Raw genomic sequence first — 17,212 nt, 5'->3', positions numbered from 1 at the left:
GGCAAAGTGATCGTGTTATTCGTGTTACTCGTAAGGAATTGTTACATTTAGGTCTAATTTAGACCTGTGCTCTACGGGATCGCCGCCGCCACCACCGCCCTGCTGCTCGCCGCCGTCCTCGCCGCGCTGATCCGGCCGCTCGCGCTGCGGCTGGGGCTCGTCGACCGCCGGCGGGCGCGCCCCGTCCCGGTGCTCGGCGGGTTCGCCGTCGTGGGTGCCACCTGTCTGGTCGCCGGTGCCGGCGACTGGAGCGGGGTCGCCCCGCTCGGTACCGGGGTCGGGGAGCTGCTGATCGCCGGGGGAGCCGTGTCGCTGCTCGGGCTGGTCGCCGACGTGTGGCGGCTGAAGACCCGGTTCCTGCTGATCGGTACGGCGGTGGCGGCCGCGTGTGTGGTGCCGTACGGGGAGTTCGGGGTGGTCGAAGGGGTGCTCGGGGTCGGATGGATCGCCTTCGTCGCCGTCGCCTTCAAGGGGCTCGACCACGCGGACGGGCTGGCCGGGACCGTGGGGGTGATCACCGCCTTCGGGGTGGGGGCCTGTGCCGCCGCCGAGGTCATGGACGGGCTGGCCGTGCTGCTGAGCGTGCTCGCGGCCGCGCTCACCGGGTTCCTGATGCACAACTGGCATCCCGCGCGGATCGCGCTGGGCGCCACCGGCTCGCTCTTCGCCGGGTTCGTGCTGGCCGCGGCCGCGCTGATCACCCGGACCGGGTACGACCCCGGCGCCAGCGCGGGCGTGCTGTTCGCGCTCACCGCCGTCGCGAGCGCCGACGTCCTGCTCGTCGTGCTGTCGCGGCTGCTCGCCGGGCGGCCGGTGCTGCGGCGCGGGCCCGACCATCTCGCCCACCGGCTGCGGCGGCTCGGGCTCACCCCGCCGGGCGCGACCGTCGTCCTCGGCGCCGGAGCCTTCGCGGGGGTGCTCGTGGGGGTGCTCGTGCATGGCGGCTGGGTCGGGCGGACAGGCGCCACATGCGTCGCCTGCGTCACCGTCAGCGTCGTGCTGCTACTCCTTCGGGTGTCGGTGTATGGGCCCCGACGTCTGGAATCCACGCAGGTCAGCGGGCACTTGCGTGTAAGGAGCGGATAAGAGTTGAGTCTGGACGACTCAGGTCTGTTGACCCATGGCCAGGCTTGATGCACACTTGAGTCCGTTCCACTCAAGTCAGCTGGAGGAAATCACCATGGCACGTGCGGTCGGCATCGACCTGGGCACGACTAACTCTGTCGTCAGCGTTCTTGAAGGCGGCGAGCCCACCGTCATCACCAACGCCGAGGGTGCCCGGACCACGCCGTCCGTCGTCGCCTTCGCCAAGAACGGCGAGGTTCTGGTCGGCGAGGTCGCCAAGCGTCAGGCGGTCACCAACGTGGACCGCACCATCCGGTCCGTGAAGCGTCACATGGGCACCGACTGGAAGATCCAGCTGGACGGGAAGGACTTCAACCCGCAGCAGATCTCCGCGTTCATCCTGCAGAAGCTGAAGCGGGACGCGGAGGCCTACCTGGGTGAGAAGGTGACCGACGCGGTCATCACCGTCCCGGCCTACTTCAACGACTCCGAGCGCCAGGCGACGAAGGAGGCCGGCGAGATCGCCGGTCTGAACGTCCTGCGCATCGTCAACGAGCCCACCGCCGCCGCGCTGGCGTACGGCCTCGACAAGGACGACCAGACGATCCTCGTCTTCGACCTCGGTGGCGGCACCTTCGACGTGTCCCTCCTGGAGATCGGCGACGGCGTCGTCGAGGTGAAGGCCACCAACGGCGACAACCACCTCGGTGGTGACGACTGGGACCAGCGCGTCGTCGACTACCTGGTCAAGCAGTTCGCGGCCGGCCACGGCGTGGACCTCGGCAAGGACAAGATGGCTCTCCAGCGCCTCCGCGAGGCCGCCGAGAAGGCCAAGATCGAGCTGTCCAGCTCCACCGAGACCTCGATCAACCTGCCCTACATCACCGCCTCCGCCGAGGGCCCCCTGCACCTCGACGAGAAGCTCACCCGCGCCCAGTTCCAGCAGCTGACCGCGGACCTCCTGGAGCGCTGCAAGACGCCGTTCCACAACGTCATCAAGGACGCCGGCATCCAGCTCGGCGAGATCGACCACGTCGTCCTCGTCGGCGGCTCCACCCGTATGCCCGCCGTGGCCGAGCTCGTCAAGGAGCTGACCGGCGGCAAGGACGCCAACAAGGGCGTCAACCCGGACGAGGTCGTCGCCATCGGCGCCGCCCTCCAGGCCGGTGTCCTCAAGGGTGAGGTCAAGGACGTCCTGCTCCTCGACGTGACCCCGCTGTCCCTCGGTATCGAGACCAAGGGCGGCATCATGACCAAGCTCATCGAGCGGAACACGACGATCCCGACCAAGCGGTCCGAGATCTTCACCACCGCCGAGGACAACCAGCCCTCCGTCCAGATCCAGGTCTACCAGGGCGAGCGCGAGATCGCGGCGTACAACAAGAAGCTCGGCATGTTCGAGCTGACCGGTCTGCCGCCGGCCCCGCGCGGTGTCCCGCAGATCGAGGTCGCCTTCGACATCGACGCCAACGGCATCATGCACGTCACGGCCAAGGACCTCGGCACGGGCAAGGAGCAGAAGATGACCGTCACCGGCGGCTCCTCGCTGCCGAAGGACGAGGTCGACCGGATGCGCCAGGAGGCCGAGCAGTACGCGGAGGAGGACCACCGCCGCCGCGAGGCCGCCGAGACCCGTAACCAGGGCGAGCAGCTCGTCTACCAGACCGAGAAGTTCCTCAAGGACAACGAGGACAAGGTCCCGGGCGAGATCAAGACCGAGGTCGAGGAGTCCATCGCCGAGCTGAAGGAGACGCTCAAGGGCGAGGACACCGCCGAGATCCGCACCGCCACCGAGAAGGTCGCGGCCGTCTCCCAGAAGCTGGGCCAGGCCATGTACGCCGACGCCCAGGCCTCGCAGGCCACCGCCGGCGGTCCTGCCGGTGCGGCCGCCGGTGACGCCGACGACGTGGTGGACGCCGAGATCGTCGACGACGAGCGCAAGGACGGTGCCGCGTGACGGAGGAGACCCCGGGCTTCGAGGAGAAGCCCGACGTCCCCTCCGGCGCCACCTCCGACGACGCCGAGCCGAAGGCCGCTCCCGCACAGGGGGCGGCCCCGGCCGGGGACGCAAACGCACAACTGGCCGGTCTGACGGCACAGCTGGACCAGGTGCGCACCGCGCTCGGCGAGCGCACCGCGGACCTCCAGCGCCTCCAGGCCGAGTACCAGAACTACCGCCGGCGAGTGGAGCGCGACCGGATCACGGTCCGGGAGATCGCCATCTCGAACCTCCTGACCGAACTCCTGCCGGTGCTCGACGACATCGGCCGCGCCCGGGAACACGGTGAACTGGTCGGCGGTTTCAAGTCGGTGGCCGAATCGCTCGAAACGGTCGCGGCGAAGATGGGACTCCAGCAGTTCGGCAAGGAGGGCGAGCCCTTCGACCCGACGATCCACGAGGCGCTGATGCACAGCTACGCGCCGGACGTCACCGAGACGACGTGCGTGGCGATTCTGCAGCCCGGGTATCGCTTCGGCGAGCGCACCATCCGCCCCGCGCGGGTGGCGGTCGCCGAACCGCAGCCGGGAGCGACGCCGGCGAAGGCCGAGGGGACCGACGAGGCCCCCGCGGCGGGCGACGAGAAGGACAACGGCCCTGAGGAGGGCTGACGTAATAAGGACCGAGCGGAAGGAGGGGCGTCGGGGATGAGCACCAAGGACTTCATCGAGAAGGACTACTACAAGGTCCTCGGCGTCCCCAAGGACGCCACCGAGGCCGAGATCAAGAAGGCGTACCGGAAGCTCGCCCGCGAGTTCCACCCGGACGCCAACAAGGGCAACGCCAAGGCCGAGGAGCGCTTCAAGGAGATCTCCGAGGCGAACGACATCCTCGGCGACCCCAAGAAGCGCAAGGAGTACGACGAGGCACGCGCCCTCTTCGGCAACGGCGGCTTCCGCCCGGGGCCGGGCGCGGGCGGCGGCAACTTCAACTTCGACCTGGGCGACCTCTTCGGGGGCAACGCGCAACAGCAGGGCGGGGGCGGTTTCGGCGGCGGTTTCGGCGACGTCCTGGGGGGCTTGTTCAACCGGGGCGGCGGCGCGGGCACGCGCACCCAGCCCCGGCGCGGCCAGGACATCGAGTCCGAGGTCACGCTCAGCTTCACGGAGGCAATCGAGGGCGCCACGGTCCCGCTGCGGATGTCCTCGCAGGCCCCCTGCAAGGCCTGTTCGGGCACCGGCGACAAGAACGGTACACCGCGCGTGTGCCCGACCTGTGTCGGCACCGGCCAGGTGGCGCGGGGATCCGGAGGCGGCTTCTCGCTCACCGACCCCTGCCCGGACTGCAAGGGCCGCGGCCTGATCGCGGAGCACCCCTGCCTCGACTGCAAGGGCAGCGGCCGCGCCAAGTCGTCCCGGACCATGCAGGTCCGCATCCCCGCCGGGGTGACCGACGGCCAGCGGATCCGGCTGCGCGGCAAGGGCGCACCGGGCGAGCGCGGCGGTCCGGCGGGCGACCTGTACGTCATGGTCCACGTCGACACCCACCCGGTGTTCGGCCGCAAGGAGGACAACCTCACGGTGACCGTCCCGGTGACCTTCACCGAGGCGGCGCTCGGCGGCGAGGTCAGGGTGCCCACCCTGGGCGGCCCGCCGGTCACCCTGAAGCTGCCCCCGGGCACGCCCAACGGCCGTACCATGCGCGCCCGTGGCAAGGGCGCGGTCCGCAAGGACGGCACCCGCGGCGACCTGTTGGTCACCGTCGAGGTGAGTGTCCCGAAGGACCTGTCGGGGAATGCTCGTGACGCGCTGGAGGCGTATCGCGAGGCGACCGCGGACGAGGACCCGCGGGCCGAGCTGTTCGAGGCCGCGAAGGGAGCATGACAGAGATGGACGGCCGTCGACGCAGTGACAATTTTCGGGGACCTTATGAACTGACCGAGGAGACCCCGGTCTACGTCATCTCGGTGGCGGCCCAGCTCTCCGGACTGCACCCGCAGACGCTGCGCCAGTACGACCGCCTGGGCCTGGTCTCCCCGGACCGCACGGCCGGGCGGGGCCGGCGCTACTCGGCCCGCGACATCGAACTGCTCCGCCAGGTGCAGGCGTTGTCGCAGGACGAGGGCATCAACCTGGCCGGCATCAAGCGCATCATCGAACTGGAGAACCAGGTCGCCGCGCTCCAGGCCCGCGTGGCCGAGATGGAAGCGGCCCTGGACGGCGCGGCGGCCGCGATGCGCCAGCGCGAAGCGGCGGTACACGCCTCGTACCGCCGTGACCTGGTCCCGTACCAGGAGGTCCAGCAGACCAGCGCGCTGGTGGTGTGGCGGCCGAAGAAGGCCAAGGACTAGCGGTACCTGCGCGAAGGGGCCCGGAGGACATGTCCTCCGGGCCCCTTTCGTCATGTGGTCAGTAGTCCCAGATGCCGTAAGCCGTCGAGGTGACCGACGCCTCGGCGCCCGAGGCGTCCAGGCGGACGACGCGGTAGTAGTAGAGGCCCAGCGAGTCCCCGGCCACCGTGGTGTCCATGTAGTACGCGGTGTTGCCCGTAGGGCCCTCGGACAGGGTGACGTAGGCGGCCGCGGCCGGGTCCCAGCGCTCCACGCGGTAGGCGGCGAACCGGGAGCAGTCGCCGAGGCCGGAGCTCGCGGAGCAGTTCACGTACAGCTCCGGGTAACGGTCCGCACGGATCTCGGTCTTTGTCCAGCCGGGCGGCCGGGTGTCGGGCAGGGCGACCGAGACGGTGGTGGTGTGGAAGAAGTCGGGGCCCTCGTTCTCGTACAGGTGGAAACCGTCCGCGGCGGCCACGCGGTAGACGTGGGTGGCGCCGTCGGGGACGGTCGGGCAGAGGATCCCGGTGGCTGCGGAGTTCGAGGTCCAGCAGTTCTTCTTCCAGACCGTCTCGCCGGTGTCCGGGTCGGTCATGCCCTGCCATACGTAGTACTCGGTGACGTCGTCGTCGGCGGGCGGTGTCCAGGTCAGGCGGACGCCCAGGGGGACGGGTTCGGCCGTCAGGTTCTCCACCGGAGCCGGGCGCACGGTGTCCGGCGTGGTCGCCGTGGCGGCCGGACCGGGCCGCGACTCATGGCCGTACGGGTCGATCGTCACGACCGTGTAGTCGTACGTCGTCTCGGACGCGCCGGAGACGTCCCAGCAGAGGCCGTTGATCTGCCGGTCCCCGGCGTACGCGGGGGCGTCGTCGTCGGACCAGGTCCAATACGTCTCGGGATCCGCCAGCGGCAGGTCCTGCGAGCTGTTCGGCTTACACCCGGTCACGGTGCTGCTGACGCCGGTCGCCTTGTCGGTGCGGACGATCCGGTAGGTGAGCAGCGGCCGGTCCTCGCCGAAGGTCCACGGGTCTGCGCTGCTCCACTCGACCATCACGCCCTCGTCGAACCGGTTCGCGGTGGTCCGGAAGGCGGGGACGGCCTCGGTGCGGTCCGCCATCGTCAGCGTGACCTCCACCGGGGCGGCCGCGTTGCCCTGCGCGTCCACCGAGCGCACCGCGTACCGGTAGCTGTCGGCGACCGCGAGTTGCTGGAGCGGGACGACGTCGGTGTCCTTCGTGGTGTGGACGGCGGTGCCGGTGCCGGGCAGGGCGTCGACATAGCCGCCGGTCGCCGGGTCGTACTGGAGGACCTGGTAGGAGGCGGCGCCGTCGACCGGGGACCACACCAGGTGGGGCACGCCCGAGCGGTACCCGGACCGGGCGTCGGCCGCGGTCGCCGGAGGCGTCAGGTCGCTGGTGGTGAACGTGGTGGCGGCCGAGTACACCGACCAGTTCCCGGCGGCGTCGCGGGCCCGGCCCCGGTAGGTCACCTTGCTGCCGTCGGCCGGGTAACCGGTGTCGCAGACGGCGCCCTTGGCGCCGGTGTACACGGTGGTCCAAGCGCCGGTGACGGGGTTCCGTCGCTGCATCTCGTACCACGCGATGTCCGCCGCGTTCTCCGCGGTCGTGACGAGTTCCGGGGCCGCGTAGGGCTGGTCGGACGGGCACCCGTCCATCTCGACGAACGGCGCGGCCGGCGGGGTCTTGTCGGGGGTCGTGACGCCCAGGTCGGCGCTGCCGGGGGACTGGTTGCCCGCCTTGTCGTGGGCGCGGACCTCGTAGTAGTAGGTGGCGCCGGTCTTCGGCGGGGTGTCGGTGTAGGTGGCGGAGGCGGTCGTGGCCAGCGGCTTGCTGCCGAAGGAGCCGCCCTTGATCCGCCGGTAGACCCGGTACCCGGCGAGGTCCAGCTCCTTGTTCTTCGACCAGGTGAGCTTCGCCCTGCCGGCGGCCGTGTCGTACGAGACCGATGTCCCGCTCGGCGCGAGCGGCTTGACCTTGTCGACGGCGGCCGAGGTCCTCGGGGTGTACGTGAACCTGACCTTGGCGGCGCCGGTCCAGTTGACGTAGTCGATCCGCAGGGTGTGCCGGCCCTTGGGGATCGTCACGTTGACGGTCTTGGTCACCGTCTTGGTCGTGTTCTTCCACAGGTCGACCTTGCGACTGCCGTCGACGTACACCCGGATGCCGTCGAGTCCGGAGGCGGCGAGGGCGAAGGGGCCGCCGGAGCCGAAGTCGCGGGTCACGCTCCAGCGGACGCCGAAGTTGTCCTTCGGCAGGCCGGAAGCGGGGGCGCCGCTCCAGCTCTCGCTGATCGCGGAGTCGCAGGCCGTCTTCTTCGGTGTGCCCTTGAACGTGGTGTTCGCGAACAGCTGCCGCTTGTAGACCGGTGCGGTGCAGGTCGTCGTGGCCGCCGAGGCGGACACGGTGGCGCCGCCGAGCAGGGTGCCGGCGGTGGCGAGCACCACGGCGCCGGCCGCGGTGCGTCTGGCTGGCTTCATTCGATCCTCTGGTCGTTTCCGTTACGACGGAGATGGCCGTTACCGATGTCGACTCATGAGGAAAGGAGTTGGTTGTACTGATCTTTGCCTGCCCATGAACTCCCTTTGGATGGAGGGTCCGTAAAGGGTGTTTGGAGGCGATTCCGCTTCACCTTCACAGGTGCAGCGGAGGGTAGTGTTGCGCACTCGTTAAGTAGTTCCGCTTGACGCCGGGTGTGGCGTACGCGTTGGCTTTTCAGACATCTGGGTCGCAAGCAGCCCCATGTCCGGAACGCACCTGAAGTGAGCCCCCGAATGCGTCGTATAGCCATGTTTGTGGCCGCGTCCACGATGACCCTCTCGCTCGCCGGCTGCGGCGTGTTCAACGCGACGGGATCGTCGACCACCGCGAGCCCCACCAAGGGCAACGACATCACCGTGGGGGTGCTGATGCCGGACATCATCAACACCCGGTACCGGAACTTCGACTACCCGATCATGAAGGCCAAGATCGCGGAGCTCACCAACAAGCAGGGGCGGATCGCGTACGAGAACGCCGGGTCCATCGCCTCCAAGCAGGCCGAGCAGATGCAGAAGATGATCGACGACAAGGTCGACGTCATCATCCTGGACTCGGTCGACTCGCACGCCATCGCGCCCACGGTGAAGAAGGCCAAGGAGGCGGGCATCCCGGTCATCGCCTACGACCGCCTCGCCGAGGGCCCGATCGACGCCTACGTCTCCTTCGACAACGAGCTGGTCGGCGAGGTGCAGGCCCGTACCCTCCTGGAGGGTCTCGGGCAGAACGTCGACACCTCCGACAAGATCATCATGATCAACGGCTCGCCCACGGACCCGAACGCCAAGCAGTTCAAGACAGGTGCGCTGTCCGAGCTGACCGGCAAGGTGACGATTCCGAAGGACGCCATGTTCGACACCAAGGACTGGGACCCGCCGACCGCCGGCAAGGAGACCACCAAGGCGGTCGACGCGATCGGCAAGGACAACATCGCCGGCGTCTACTCCGCGAACGACGCGATGGCGGGCGAGATCATCAAGTCCCTCAAGGCGGCCGGCATCACCAACCTGCCGCCGGTCACCGGCCAGGACGCGGACCTCGACGCCATCCAGCGGATCCTCGCCGGCGAGCAGTACATGACCGTCTACAAGCCCTACCCGGACGAGGCCGAGGCCGCCGCCCAGATGGCCGTCTACAAGGTGCAGGGCAAGGACATCCAGTTCGACGCGCTCACCCAGGACCAGGTCGACAGCCCGACCAACAAGAACATCCCGGCCCAGCTGGTGCAGGTCAACGCCGTGACGAAGAGCAAGATCAAGGACACCGTCGTCGCGGACGGCATCTACAAGATCTCGCAGATCTGCACGGCCGACTACAAGACGGCGTGCGCGGCGGCGGGCCTCAAGTAGGCCCCGCCGCGGCCGCGGGCGGGCCCGGCCCACACCGGCCCCCGCCCGGCCCGCGGACCGCTAAGCGACCCTGGTGAACTCCACCGTCACCTCAGGAGCTCCGCCGGGGACCCCTCGGTAGATCCCCTTGTGGGGCGGGACGTCGTCGTAGTCCCGCCCCCGGGCCACCACCACGTGCGACTCGTCGACCCGCACCCGGTTCGTCGGGTCGTAGCCGCACCAGTCACCCGCCCAGTACTCGATCCAGGCATGGCTCTGCCCGGCGACGGGACGGTGCAGCTCCGCCTCCCGCTCCGGGTGCAGATACCCCGACACGTACCGGGCGGGCAGCCCCAGCCCCCGCAGCAGGGCGATCGTCAGATGCGTGATGTCCTGGCACACCCCCGCCCGCTGGGCCCACGCCTCGGCCGGTGACGTGTTCACACTGGTCGCCCCCGGCAGGTAGGTCACCCGGTCGGCCACCATCCCGGAGACGGCCGCCGCGGCCTCGTGCGGCCCCAGCCCGGCCGCGGCCTCCCGCGCCTTCTTCACCAGCTTCTTCGGCACCGTCGTCCGGGACGTCCCGGTCACGAACTCCGACAGGCGTGACCCGCCCGCCCGTTCGGTCACCTCCGCCCAGGCCGGCGGCTCCGGCAACGGCCCCGGCGCCGAGGTCTCCACCAGGCTCGACGCCGTGATGGTCAGATCCTCGTGCGGCTCCAGCAGATCGAACCCGGTGACCTGGGTCCCCCAGTAGTCCCAGTACGACCAGACGGTGGTCGCCGGAGTGACGGTGACCCGCGCGTCCAGCGTGGTCTGCCCCGGCAGGGTCAGCGGGGTCATCCGGACCTCGTTGTGCGAGGAGGCCGCGGGCCGGGCGTACGCGACGCGGGTGACGTGCCGGATCCGGAGGCGACGAGCCATGTCAGGCTCCTTCCTGGGCCCACTCGACGGGCCCCTGGTACGGGAAGAACCGTTCCGCCACCGCATCGGCGGACGCCATGCAGGCCTGCTGCAGATCCCGCAGCAGCACCGGCAGCTGGTCCTCCAGGGTGTGCGTGTCCAGGTACTCCAGGCGGGTCCGCAGCCGCCCGACCGGCGACCGCGCCGGATCCTGGCGCGGCCGGCCGAGCGCGGCCAGACACTCCTCCGCCGTGGTCAGGGCGTGCAGCACCGAGCGCGGGAAGTCCCGGTCCAGGAGCAGGAACCCGGCCACTCTCGGGGTGTCCCCGAACCCGCTGTGCACCCGCGCGTAGGCCTCGTCGGCGCCGCTCGCGCTGAGCAGCGTCGGCCAGTCCGGCGCGTGCGCCGCGTCCAGCACGCGCACCGACAGCAGCCGTACGGTCATGTCCACCCGCTCCAGGCTGCGGCCGAGGACGACGAACCGCCAGCTGTCGTCGCGGCTCATGGTGGAGTCGGCGAGGCCGAAGAAGAGGGCGGCCCGGCGCCGTACCAGCTCCAGGTAGGAGTACGGGCCGGTGCGGCGGGCCGCCAGGCGCTGCCCGGCCAGGGCGTGCCAGGTGGAGTTGAGGCACTCCCACATCTCGGAGGAGACGGCCTCACGGGCGCTGCGCGCGTTCCGGCGGGCGCCGCCCAGGGCCCCCTCGATCGCGCCCGTCGAGCGGGCGTCGAAGGCGAGTTGCTCCAGGACCTGCTGCATGTCCACGGGCTCCGGGCCGGCGTCGACACCGAGGATCGCGTACAGCGACCGGCAGGCGGTGTCCTCGTCGCGCCAGGGGTCCTCCAGCATCCGGTGCAGGTAGGCGTCGAGGATGCGGCCGGTGGCGTCGGCGCGCTCGACGTACCGTCCGGTCCAGGTCAGTGCCTCGGCGATACGGGACAGGATCACGTCGCTCACTGCTGGTGCGCTCCTTCCGGTACGTCGGGACGGGTGCCGTCGGGGCCCAGGCGGCGCGGGGCGATCTCCGGGACCGCGCCGGCCGGGGCGGGCGCGGGCCGCTCGGCGGGGCCCTCGGCCAGCACCCAGGTGTCCTTGGAGCCGCCGCCCTGGCTGGAGTTGACGATCAGGTTGCCCTCCTGGAGGGCGACCCGGGTCAGTCCGCCGGGCAGCACCCAGATGTCGTCGCCGTCGTTCACGGCGAACGGGCGCAGGTCAATGTGGCGGGGTGCCATGCGTTCACCCGCGAGGGTGGGGGAGGTGGAGAGGGCGACCGGACGCTGGGCGATGAAGCCGCGCGGGTCGGCGATGACGGCTTTGCGAGTGCGTTCCAGGGTCTCGGCGTCGGCCTTCGGCCCGATCACGATGCCCTGTCCGCCGGCGCCGTCGACGGGCTTCACGACCAGCTGGTCGAGCTGGTCCAGGACCGCCGCCAACTGGCCCGGTTCATCAGGTCGGTAGGACTCCACATTGGGGAGAATCGGTTCCTCGCCGAGGTAGTAGCGGATGAGGTCGGGGACGTATGTGTAGAGCAGTTTGTCGTCCGCGATGCCGTTGCCCACGGCGTTCGCGAGTGTGACGTGACCGGCGATGGCGGCGTTCAGGATGCCGGGGCAGCCGATCACCGAGTCGGGGCGGAAATGGAGCGGGTCGAGGAAGTCGTCGTCGAGGCGCCGGTATACGACGTGCACGGGCACCTCGCCGCGGGTCGTCCGCATCCACACCCGGTTGTTGCGGCACACCAGGTCGTGGCCCTCGACCAGCTGCACGCCCATCAGGCGGGCCAGCAGGGCGTGTTCGAAGTAGGCCGCGTTGCCGGGCCCCGGGGTGAGCACCACGACCCGGGGGTCGCTCGCCGCCCCGCCGGGCGCGGCGGCGCGCAGCGCGGCGAGCAGTCGACCGGCGTACCCGTCGACCGGCAGCACGTGCTGCTCGGCGAAGAGCGAGGGGAGGATCCGGGTCATCGCCCGCCGGTTCTCGATGACGTACGACACCCCGCTCGGCACCCGTACGTTGTCCTCGAGGACCCGGAACTCGCCGGCCTCGTCCCGCACCAGGTCGATTCCGGCCACGTGGATGCGTACCCCGCCGGGGGGTTCCACCGCGTGCGCCGCCCGGTGGAAGTGGGGCGAGGACAGCAGCAGTCGCCAGGGCACCACCCCGTCCTCGAAGGCCCGGGCGTGCCCGTAGGCGTCCGCGAGGTAGGCTTCCAGGGCTCTGACACGCTGGGCGACGCCTCTTCGTACGAGATCCCATTCCAGGGCGTCGAGGATCCTGGGCACCAGGTCCAGCGGCCAGGGCCGCTCCTCGCCCGCGAAGGCGTAGGTCACACCGCGGTCGGTGAAGGCACGGGCCATCTGGTCGGCCCGGAAGCGCAGTTCACTCGGCTCGATCGGCTGGAGTGCCGCCAGTACCGGCTCGTAGGCGGTCCTGACCTCACCCGGCCGCACAAACATCTCGTCCCACGCGTCGGCCAACGCGTACGCGTCAAATATGTCCGCCATGAAGGGACGTTAGAGCGGGCACGTAACGCGGTGATCACCGGCGGATTTCGGGGATTCGCCAGGTCCTCCGCGTACGTGCCCGCGAGCGGCCCTCCCGCAACGCGCCTCCCCCGTGGGCGCGTTGCGGGGGCCCCGGAGCCGATCGGGGGCGGCCGGACCGGGGCCCCTCCGGGTGTCCGGCGAACACCCGTGGGAAGCGGTGTCCACGATGCCCCTCCGGCCCCTCCATCAACACCGTCATCTTGTTGCAGTGCGGGCTGCGGAGGCCGGGAGATAGCGGGGCGTATGCGTGGATTACGACGCCCGGTGCGAGGAGAGCCGTGTTGCGGACCCGGTCCGGACCGCTCATAGTTGCGCTGCGGAAGAGGCAGCAAACCGGGGGTGGAATGGGCGATGGCCGGGCACGGGACGGACAAGCATCCACACGGTGCCGACCGACTGTGCGCCGCCGGGGATCGCGTGTATTCCCGTGCCGTGCGCCGGGGCCGGGTACCGCGCACGGACGCCGACGCGGTGCCCTGTCTGCTGGAGCTGGCGCTGCTGCACCCGGACCCCGACGACATGGACTGGCTGGTGCCGACCTCCCCGCAGGAGGTCATGACCCGGCTGCTGCGCGGGGTCTACGACGAGGTCACCGACAGCCAGCGGCGGGTGGGCTCGGCGGTCGCGGCCTTCGAGTGGTACGCCGGTCTGGGACGGCAGTTGCAGGTCGCGTCGGCCTCCGCCGAGGGCACGGCGGCGATCCGGGTCCTGGACGGGCTGTCACGGATCCAGGCGGCGATGGACGAGGCGACGGAGGCGTGCACCAGTGAGGTGCTGACCGTGCAGCCGGGCGGTATCCGCCGTGAGTCGGAGCTGACCGAGGGACTGCACCGGGCGGTCGCCCTGCGCGGCCGGGGCGTGCGCATGCGGGACCTGTACACCCATGTCGCCCGGCACGGCCAGGGCCTGCTCAACTACCTGGAGCTGATGGGCGACGCGGTGGAGGCCCGGACGCTCGACGAGGTCATCGACCGCCTCATCCTCTTCGACCGCACGGTCGCCTTCATCCCCGCCAACGCCGACCGCACGATGGCCCTGGAGCTGCGCCACCCCGCCCTGGTCGAGTACTTCGTCACCGTCTTCGAACGCCTGTGGCGCCTCGCGATCCCCCTCACCGCCCCGCTTCCCGACACCGGTATCGAGGGCATCTCGCACAGGGAGCAATCCATTGCTGCGCTCCTTGCGGAGGGCCACCAGGATGCGGTGATCGCCGAACGCCTGGGCATCAGCGTCCGTACCTGCCGTGCCCACATCGCCCGCCTCTCCGAGACGCTGGGCGCGGCCAGCCGTACCCAACTGGGCGTGCGGATAGCGCAGGTGGGTCTGGACCGGCCGCCGGGTGGGGCGAGCGGGGCGCCGGCCGGGGTCAGCCTTCCTGATCAAGGATCCCCGAGCGTCCGATGAGGTAGCCGAGCTGGGCGCGGCTTTCGCTGCCGAGGGTGGTGGCGAGCTTGGCGATGTGGACGCGGGCGGTGCGGATGTTCATGCCGAGGCGTTCGGCGATGACGGCGTCGGTGTGGCCTTCGACGAGCAGGGCGGCGATGGCCTGCTGGCGGGGGGTGATGCCGTTGACGGTGGGGCGTTGTTCGCGGTGCGGGTAGACGGGGGCGGCCAGTCGCCAGAGGCGATCGAAGACCGTGGCCAGGTAGGTGACCAGGGAGGGCTGGCGGATTTCGAGGGCGAGGCTGCCGTCTTCGCCCGCCGGGATGAAGGCGACGGTGCGGTCGATGACGATCAGCCGGTCCGGGGACTCGTCCAGACCGCGTACCTCGTTGTCGCCGGTCAGTATCTCGTTGTAGGCCAGGACACCCGGCAGATGGACCATGGAGTGCTGGATGAGGACCCGGATGCTGCCCCCTCGCTCGAGGAAGGCCTGGTCGCGTGCGAAGGAGGTCGAGTTGGCGATCTCGCCGCGCTCGCCGACCATACCCGCGTGGGGCTGGACGCAGCGGACCTCCCGCTGGGCGTCCGGCATGGCCTCGCCGATGGCCTCGTTGATCCGCCGGGTGCCGCTGAGCAGGCGTAGCGCTGGGGAGTCCGTCGTCGCGCCGGTCTGGCCTTCGATGTGCGTCAGTGGTTCGAACAGATCCACCAGCCGCTCCTCCAGTCGCCATTCGGCGGCGACGCGGGCGCGGGCGCCGCGCAGGAGCCGGGTGAGGGCTGCGGCGGGGGCGACGGGCTCCAGCCGGCCGGGGTCGTCCAGGGCCGGGTGGAGGAGGCCGAAGTCGGTGAGGCAGGGCGCGTCCACGGCATCCGCGGTGCTGATGCCGCCCACGCGCACGGCGCGTTCGTACAGCTTCGTCCCGGTCGGGCACAGCTCCTCGACACTGTGTTCGTAGTGGGTCATGGACCTGCCTCCGGCTTGAGGATTCCTGACCGGCCGATGAGGCAGCAGAGCTGGGCGTGGCTGTCGCAGCCGAGGGTGGTGGCGAGCTTGGCCAGGTGGAGGCAGAGCAGTTCCTGGTCCCCCTCGGACATGGCGCTGGTGAGGGCGTCGTTGATGCGCGCCGTGCCGGTGTGGAGCCGCATCAGCGGAAGCCGGTGCCGGTGTCGGCGATCGGGTTGTGGTCCAGCCGGAGCAGGGGCTCGAACGTGTCCACCAGGAGGCTGTCGCGGCGGTGGGCATCCGCGAGCCCGGTCTCGACCAGGCAGGAAGACCTGGCGGACGTGGCGGCGTCCATGTGGCCCTGGCGTAGCGCCTGCTCGTACAGCCCGGCACCGGCCTCGCCCAACTTGGCGACGGCGTGATTCGGATGCGGTGGCGGGGGAGTTGCCTCCGGGGTCACCGATCGCCCTCCGGACCGGCGGGAGGGCTGCCACTGTTCAGAATCCCCGACTGTGCGATCAGGTACCCGAGTTGGGCACGGCTGCCACTGCCCAGTGCCTGGGCCAGCTTGGCGATATGGGCGCGGCAGGTGCGGACGTTCATGCCGAGCCGGCGGGCGATGGCCTCGTCGACATGGCCCTCCACCAGCAGCTTCGCGATGGAATGCTGAATCTCTGTGATGCCGTCGGGTGCCGCTTCGTACGGCCCGTCGATGTTCAGGGGCACCGCGCGGCTCCACATGAACTCGAAGACCTTGATCAGATAGCGAACGAGGCCGGGGTGGCGTACTTCGAGTGCGACCTGCTGGTCGTCCCGGATGGGGATGAAGGCGACCGTCTCGTCGCAGATGATCAGGCGCTCCACGACTTCGTCGATCGTGCGGTACTCCGCCTTGCCGTCCGCGAGATAGGCGGCGTAGGCCAGCTTTTCCGGGTTGTGCCTGGCCGTGTGCTGGTACAGGGTGCGGATACGGACCCCTCGCTCGATGAGAGGCCGGTCACGCTCCATTCCGCGCAGCACGTTGCGCTCGGAGACGCGTTCGCTCGGATGGACGCTGAGCACCTCCGTCTGGCACTGTGCTGTCGCCAGGTTGAGCGCCGCGTTGATACGTTCGCCGCCTTCGAGGACGGCGATCGAGTCGCTGGTCGCCATGACCTGTGTGCTGAGCGTCATGAAGGGCTCGAATGTCTCGGCCAACTCGGTCGACAGACGCCGACGCTCGGAGATCTCGTGTTCGAGAGGGCCGAGCCGCCTTGCCAGAGCCACCGCAGGGGGCACCGGACGCAGCCAGTCGGGGTCGTCCGGATCCGGGTGGAGCAGGGCGAACTCCATCAGGCAGGGGACAGCCTCCACATCCCTACGCGCGACGCGTCCCGCGCGCAGAGCTGTGGAGTAGATGCGGGCACCGTCCTCACACAGTTCTGTCACTGCGTGGGGATGCGTCTCCTTTGTCTGATTCGTTATCAAATCTCCACCCCCCAGGGTCCTGAACATGCAGGAACATGATGCATTGATTGTGTGGCCACGACGTGCCCGAATGAGCCATCGTCGTACAAGACGAAGGAGCAGGGACCTTCAAGTGAGGACGAAGCCGAACATGCGCGGGAAATTGCTTCGGTCGGTGCTTGTCGCCGCCTGCTCCATCGTCGCGGCCCTTGTTGCGTGGAGTGGTGCTGTCGACGCGAAGGGTGACGTTCGGGCAAATACCAGCTGGCCGAGTGTTGCAGTGGACACCGTGGAAGGAACCGGGAGCTGACGTGACCACCCCACCCGACGACCGATCCTTCCGGCGTGAAATGGCCACCGCCTACCGCTCCGGCTGGCACTTCATCGACCTGGTCACCGCCATCCCCCACAGCGGTGACTCGCTGATGGTGACCGTCTTCGGTGAGCCGGTCGTCGTCACGCGGGACGAGGACGAGGACGTACGGGCCTACCGGTGCCTGCGCAAGCCCCGGGGTGCGCCGCAGCCCGTGCGGTGCGCCGTCCGGTACGGAATGATTTTTGTGAATCTGGACCAACGGGACCACCGGCTGGCTGAGCCGGACGTCCCGGACGTGAGGACCATCTCGGCCACCCCCCGCAGTGCCTGACGCGATTCCCCCGTCGTAAAAGATCGCTCAGGTACTTCCCCCCGCAGCTGGTGGGCGGGGGCACAGACAAAACGGGAGCGGCCGCGGCGTGGTGGGGTGAGTGGGTGGGGGGGGGAGGGGGGGGGACAATAAA

16 protein-coding genes are annotated in these 17,212 nt (G+C 69.9%); 8 read left to right on the top strand and 8 right to left on the bottom strand.

Annotation, left to right across the window (positions count from 1 at the left end):
• The first annotated feature begins 66 nt into the window (after positions 1 to 66).
• The 5 genes from ACWGJB_RS23520 to ACWGJB_RS23500 all read left to right on the top strand — a co-directional run bounded on the left by ACWGJB_RS23520 (position 67) and on the right by ACWGJB_RS23500 (position 5,354).
• Positions 67 to 1,086 carry an MraY family glycosyltransferase gene (locus tag ACWGJB_RS23520; protein WP_453382084.1) on the top strand — a complete coding sequence of 340 codons (1,020 nt, stop codon included), beginning with the start codon at positions 67 to 69 and terminating at the stop codon, positions 1,084 to 1,086.
• 94 nt (positions 1,087 to 1,180) lie between these two features.
• Complete coding sequence (gene dnaK / locus ACWGJB_RS23515) at positions 1,181 to 3,022, top strand: molecular chaperone DnaK (RefSeq protein WP_453382083.1); 1,842 nt, start codon at positions 1,181 to 1,183, stop codon at positions 3,020 to 3,022.
• Positions 3,019 to 3,675, top strand: a complete 657-nt coding sequence (grpE, locus tag ACWGJB_RS23510) for a nucleotide exchange factor GrpE (protein WP_453382082.1) — start codon at positions 3,019 to 3,021, stop codon at positions 3,673 to 3,675. Before dnaK ends, grpE begins: the two co-directional genes overlap by 4 nt.
• A gap of 36 nt (positions 3,676 to 3,711) precedes the next feature.
• The gene (gene dnaJ, locus ACWGJB_RS23505) at positions 3,712 to 4,887 is read left to right on the top strand and encodes a molecular chaperone DnaJ (protein WP_453382081.1); all 1,176 of its coding nucleotides are present in this window, start codon (positions 3,712 to 3,714) and stop codon (positions 4,885 to 4,887) included.
• A 5-nt stretch (positions 4,888 to 4,892) separates the two neighbouring features.
• A complete protein-coding gene (locus ACWGJB_RS23500; RefSeq protein ID WP_362574813.1) occupies positions 4,893 to 5,354 on the top strand; it encodes a heat shock protein transcriptional repressor HspR in 462 nt (153 codons plus the stop codon).
• 58 nt (positions 5,355 to 5,412) lie between these two features.
• On the opposite strand, the gene ACWGJB_RS23495 is transcribed toward ACWGJB_RS23500, so the two are convergent.
• Complete coding sequence (locus ACWGJB_RS23495) at positions 5,413 to 7,830, bottom strand: PA14 domain-containing protein (RefSeq protein ID WP_453382080.1); 2,418 nt, start codon at positions 7,828 to 7,830, stop codon at positions 5,413 to 5,415.
• A 294-nt stretch (positions 7,831 to 8,124) separates the two neighbouring features.
• On the opposite strand from ACWGJB_RS23495, the gene ACWGJB_RS23490 reads away from it, so the two are divergent.
• Complete coding sequence (locus ACWGJB_RS23490) at positions 8,125 to 9,237, top strand: sugar ABC transporter substrate-binding protein (RefSeq protein ID WP_453382079.1); 1,113 nt, start codon at positions 8,125 to 8,127, stop codon at positions 9,235 to 9,237.
• A gap of 60 nt (positions 9,238 to 9,297) precedes the next feature.
• Here ACWGJB_RS23490 and ACWGJB_RS23485 read toward each other — a convergent pair whose 3' ends face one another.
• The 3 genes from ACWGJB_RS23485 to ACWGJB_RS23475 are packed head-to-tail and all read right to left on the bottom strand — an operon-like array spanning position 9,298 to position 12,618.
• Positions 9,298 to 10,140: a transglutaminase family protein gene (locus ACWGJB_RS23485; protein WP_453382078.1), complete on the bottom strand. Its 843-nt coding sequence runs from the start codon at positions 10,138 to 10,140 to the stop codon at positions 9,298 to 9,300.
• 1 nt (position 10,141) lies between these two features.
• Positions 10,142 to 11,074 carry an alpha-E domain-containing protein gene (locus tag ACWGJB_RS23480; protein ID WP_453382077.1) on the bottom strand — a complete coding sequence of 311 codons (933 nt, stop codon included), beginning with the start codon at positions 11,072 to 11,074 and terminating at the stop codon, positions 10,142 to 10,144.
• Complete coding sequence (locus ACWGJB_RS23475) at positions 11,071 to 12,618, bottom strand: circularly permuted type 2 ATP-grasp protein (protein ID WP_453382076.1); 1,548 nt, start codon at positions 12,616 to 12,618, stop codon at positions 11,071 to 11,073. Before ACWGJB_RS23475 ends, ACWGJB_RS23480 begins: the two co-directional genes overlap by 4 nt.
• Before the next feature lie 393 nt (positions 12,619 to 13,011).
• Between ACWGJB_RS23475 and ACWGJB_RS23470 the strand changes: the two genes are divergently transcribed.
• Positions 13,012 to 14,064 carry a LuxR C-terminal-related transcriptional regulator gene (locus ACWGJB_RS23470; protein WP_453382075.1) on the top strand — a complete coding sequence of 351 codons (1,053 nt, stop codon included), beginning with the start codon at positions 13,012 to 13,014 and terminating at the stop codon, positions 14,062 to 14,064.
• On the opposite strand, the gene ACWGJB_RS23465 is transcribed toward ACWGJB_RS23470, so the two are convergent.
• The 4 genes from ACWGJB_RS23465 to ACWGJB_RS23450 are packed head-to-tail and all read right to left on the bottom strand — an operon-like array spanning position 14,027 to position 16,480.
• Entirely contained in the window at positions 14,027 to 15,007 is a 981-nt protein-coding gene (locus tag ACWGJB_RS23465) for a LuxR C-terminal-related transcriptional regulator (protein ID WP_453382074.1), read from the bottom strand. The two genes, ACWGJB_RS23470 and ACWGJB_RS23465, sit on opposite strands and share 38 nt — an antisense overlap.
• Positions 15,004 to 15,189: a hypothetical protein gene (locus ACWGJB_RS23460; protein ID WP_453382073.1), complete on the bottom strand. Its 186-nt coding sequence runs from the start codon at positions 15,187 to 15,189 to the stop codon at positions 15,004 to 15,006. Before ACWGJB_RS23460 ends, ACWGJB_RS23465 begins: the two co-directional genes overlap by 4 nt.
• Positions 15,189 to 15,446 (bottom strand): hypothetical protein, encoded by a 258-nt coding sequence (locus ACWGJB_RS23455; protein ID WP_453382072.1) that lies wholly within the window; start codon positions 15,444 to 15,446, stop codon positions 15,189 to 15,191. Before ACWGJB_RS23455 ends, ACWGJB_RS23460 begins: the two co-directional genes overlap by 1 nt.
• The gene (locus ACWGJB_RS23450; RefSeq protein WP_453382071.1) at positions 15,443 to 16,480 is read right to left on the bottom strand and encodes a helix-turn-helix transcriptional regulator; all 1,038 of its coding nucleotides are present in this window, start codon (positions 16,478 to 16,480) and stop codon (positions 15,443 to 15,445) included. The genes ACWGJB_RS23455 and ACWGJB_RS23450 overlap by 4 nt, the downstream gene beginning before the upstream one ends.
• A gap of 302 nt (positions 16,481 to 16,782) precedes the next feature.
• On the opposite strand from ACWGJB_RS23450, the gene ACWGJB_RS23445 reads away from it, so the two are divergent.
• Positions 16,783 to 17,079 carry a (2Fe-2S)-binding protein gene (locus ACWGJB_RS23445; RefSeq protein WP_351317863.1) on the top strand — a complete coding sequence of 99 codons (297 nt, stop codon included), beginning with the start codon at positions 16,783 to 16,785 and terminating at the stop codon, positions 17,077 to 17,079.
• The last annotated feature ends 133 nt before the right edge of the window (positions 17,080 to 17,212 follow it).

This window comes from Streptomyces sp. NPDC054813 (assembly GCF_053611365.1).
The sequence above is the reverse complement of the archived record's forward strand: the minus strand, read 5'-3'. Positions and strand labels throughout refer to the sequence as shown.

What these genes read in the sequence shown, in the direction of transcription:
- ACWGJB_RS23475 (WP_453382076.1), bottom strand. Translation starts at nt 12,618, where the DNA reads ATGGCGGACATATTTGACGCGTACGCGTTGGCCGACGCGTGGGACGAG.
- ACWGJB_RS23485 (WP_453382078.1), bottom strand. Translation starts at nt 10,140, where the DNA reads ATGGCTCGTCGCCTCCGGATCCGGCACGTCACCCGCGTCGCGTACGCC.
- ACWGJB_RS23490 (WP_453382079.1), top strand. Translation starts at nt 8,125, where the DNA reads ATGCGTCGTATAGCCATGTTTGTGGCCGCGTCCACGATGACCCTCTCG.
- ACWGJB_RS23465 (WP_453382074.1), bottom strand. Translation starts at nt 15,007, where the DNA reads ATGACCCACTACGAACACAGTGTCGAGGAGCTGTGCCCGACCGGGACG.
- ACWGJB_RS23500 (WP_362574813.1), top strand. Translation starts at nt 4,893, where the DNA reads ATGGACGGCCGTCGACGCAGTGACAATTTTCGGGGACCTTATGAACTG.
- ACWGJB_RS23460 (WP_453382073.1), bottom strand. Translation starts at nt 15,189, where the DNA reads ATGCGGCTCCACACCGGCACGGCGCGCATCAACGACGCCCTCACCAGC.
- dnaJ (WP_453382081.1), top strand. Translation starts at nt 3,712, where the DNA reads ATGAGCACCAAGGACTTCATCGAGAAGGACTACTACAAGGTCCTCGGC.
- ACWGJB_RS23445 (WP_351317863.1), top strand. Translation starts at nt 16,783, where the DNA reads ATGGCCACCGCCTACCGCTCCGGCTGGCACTTCATCGACCTGGTCACC.
- ACWGJB_RS23450 (WP_453382071.1), bottom strand. Translation starts at nt 16,480, where the DNA reads ATGTTCAGGACCCTGGGGGGTGGAGATTTGATAACGAATCAGACAAAG.
- ACWGJB_RS23495 (WP_453382080.1), bottom strand. Translation starts at nt 7,830, where the DNA reads ATGAAGCCAGCCAGACGCACCGCGGCCGGCGCCGTGGTGCTCGCCACC.
- dnaK (WP_453382083.1), top strand. Translation starts at nt 1,181, where the DNA reads ATGGCACGTGCGGTCGGCATCGACCTGGGCACGACTAACTCTGTCGTC.
- ACWGJB_RS23470 (WP_453382075.1), top strand. Translation starts at nt 13,012, where the DNA reads ATGGCCGGGCACGGGACGGACAAGCATCCACACGGTGCCGACCGACTG.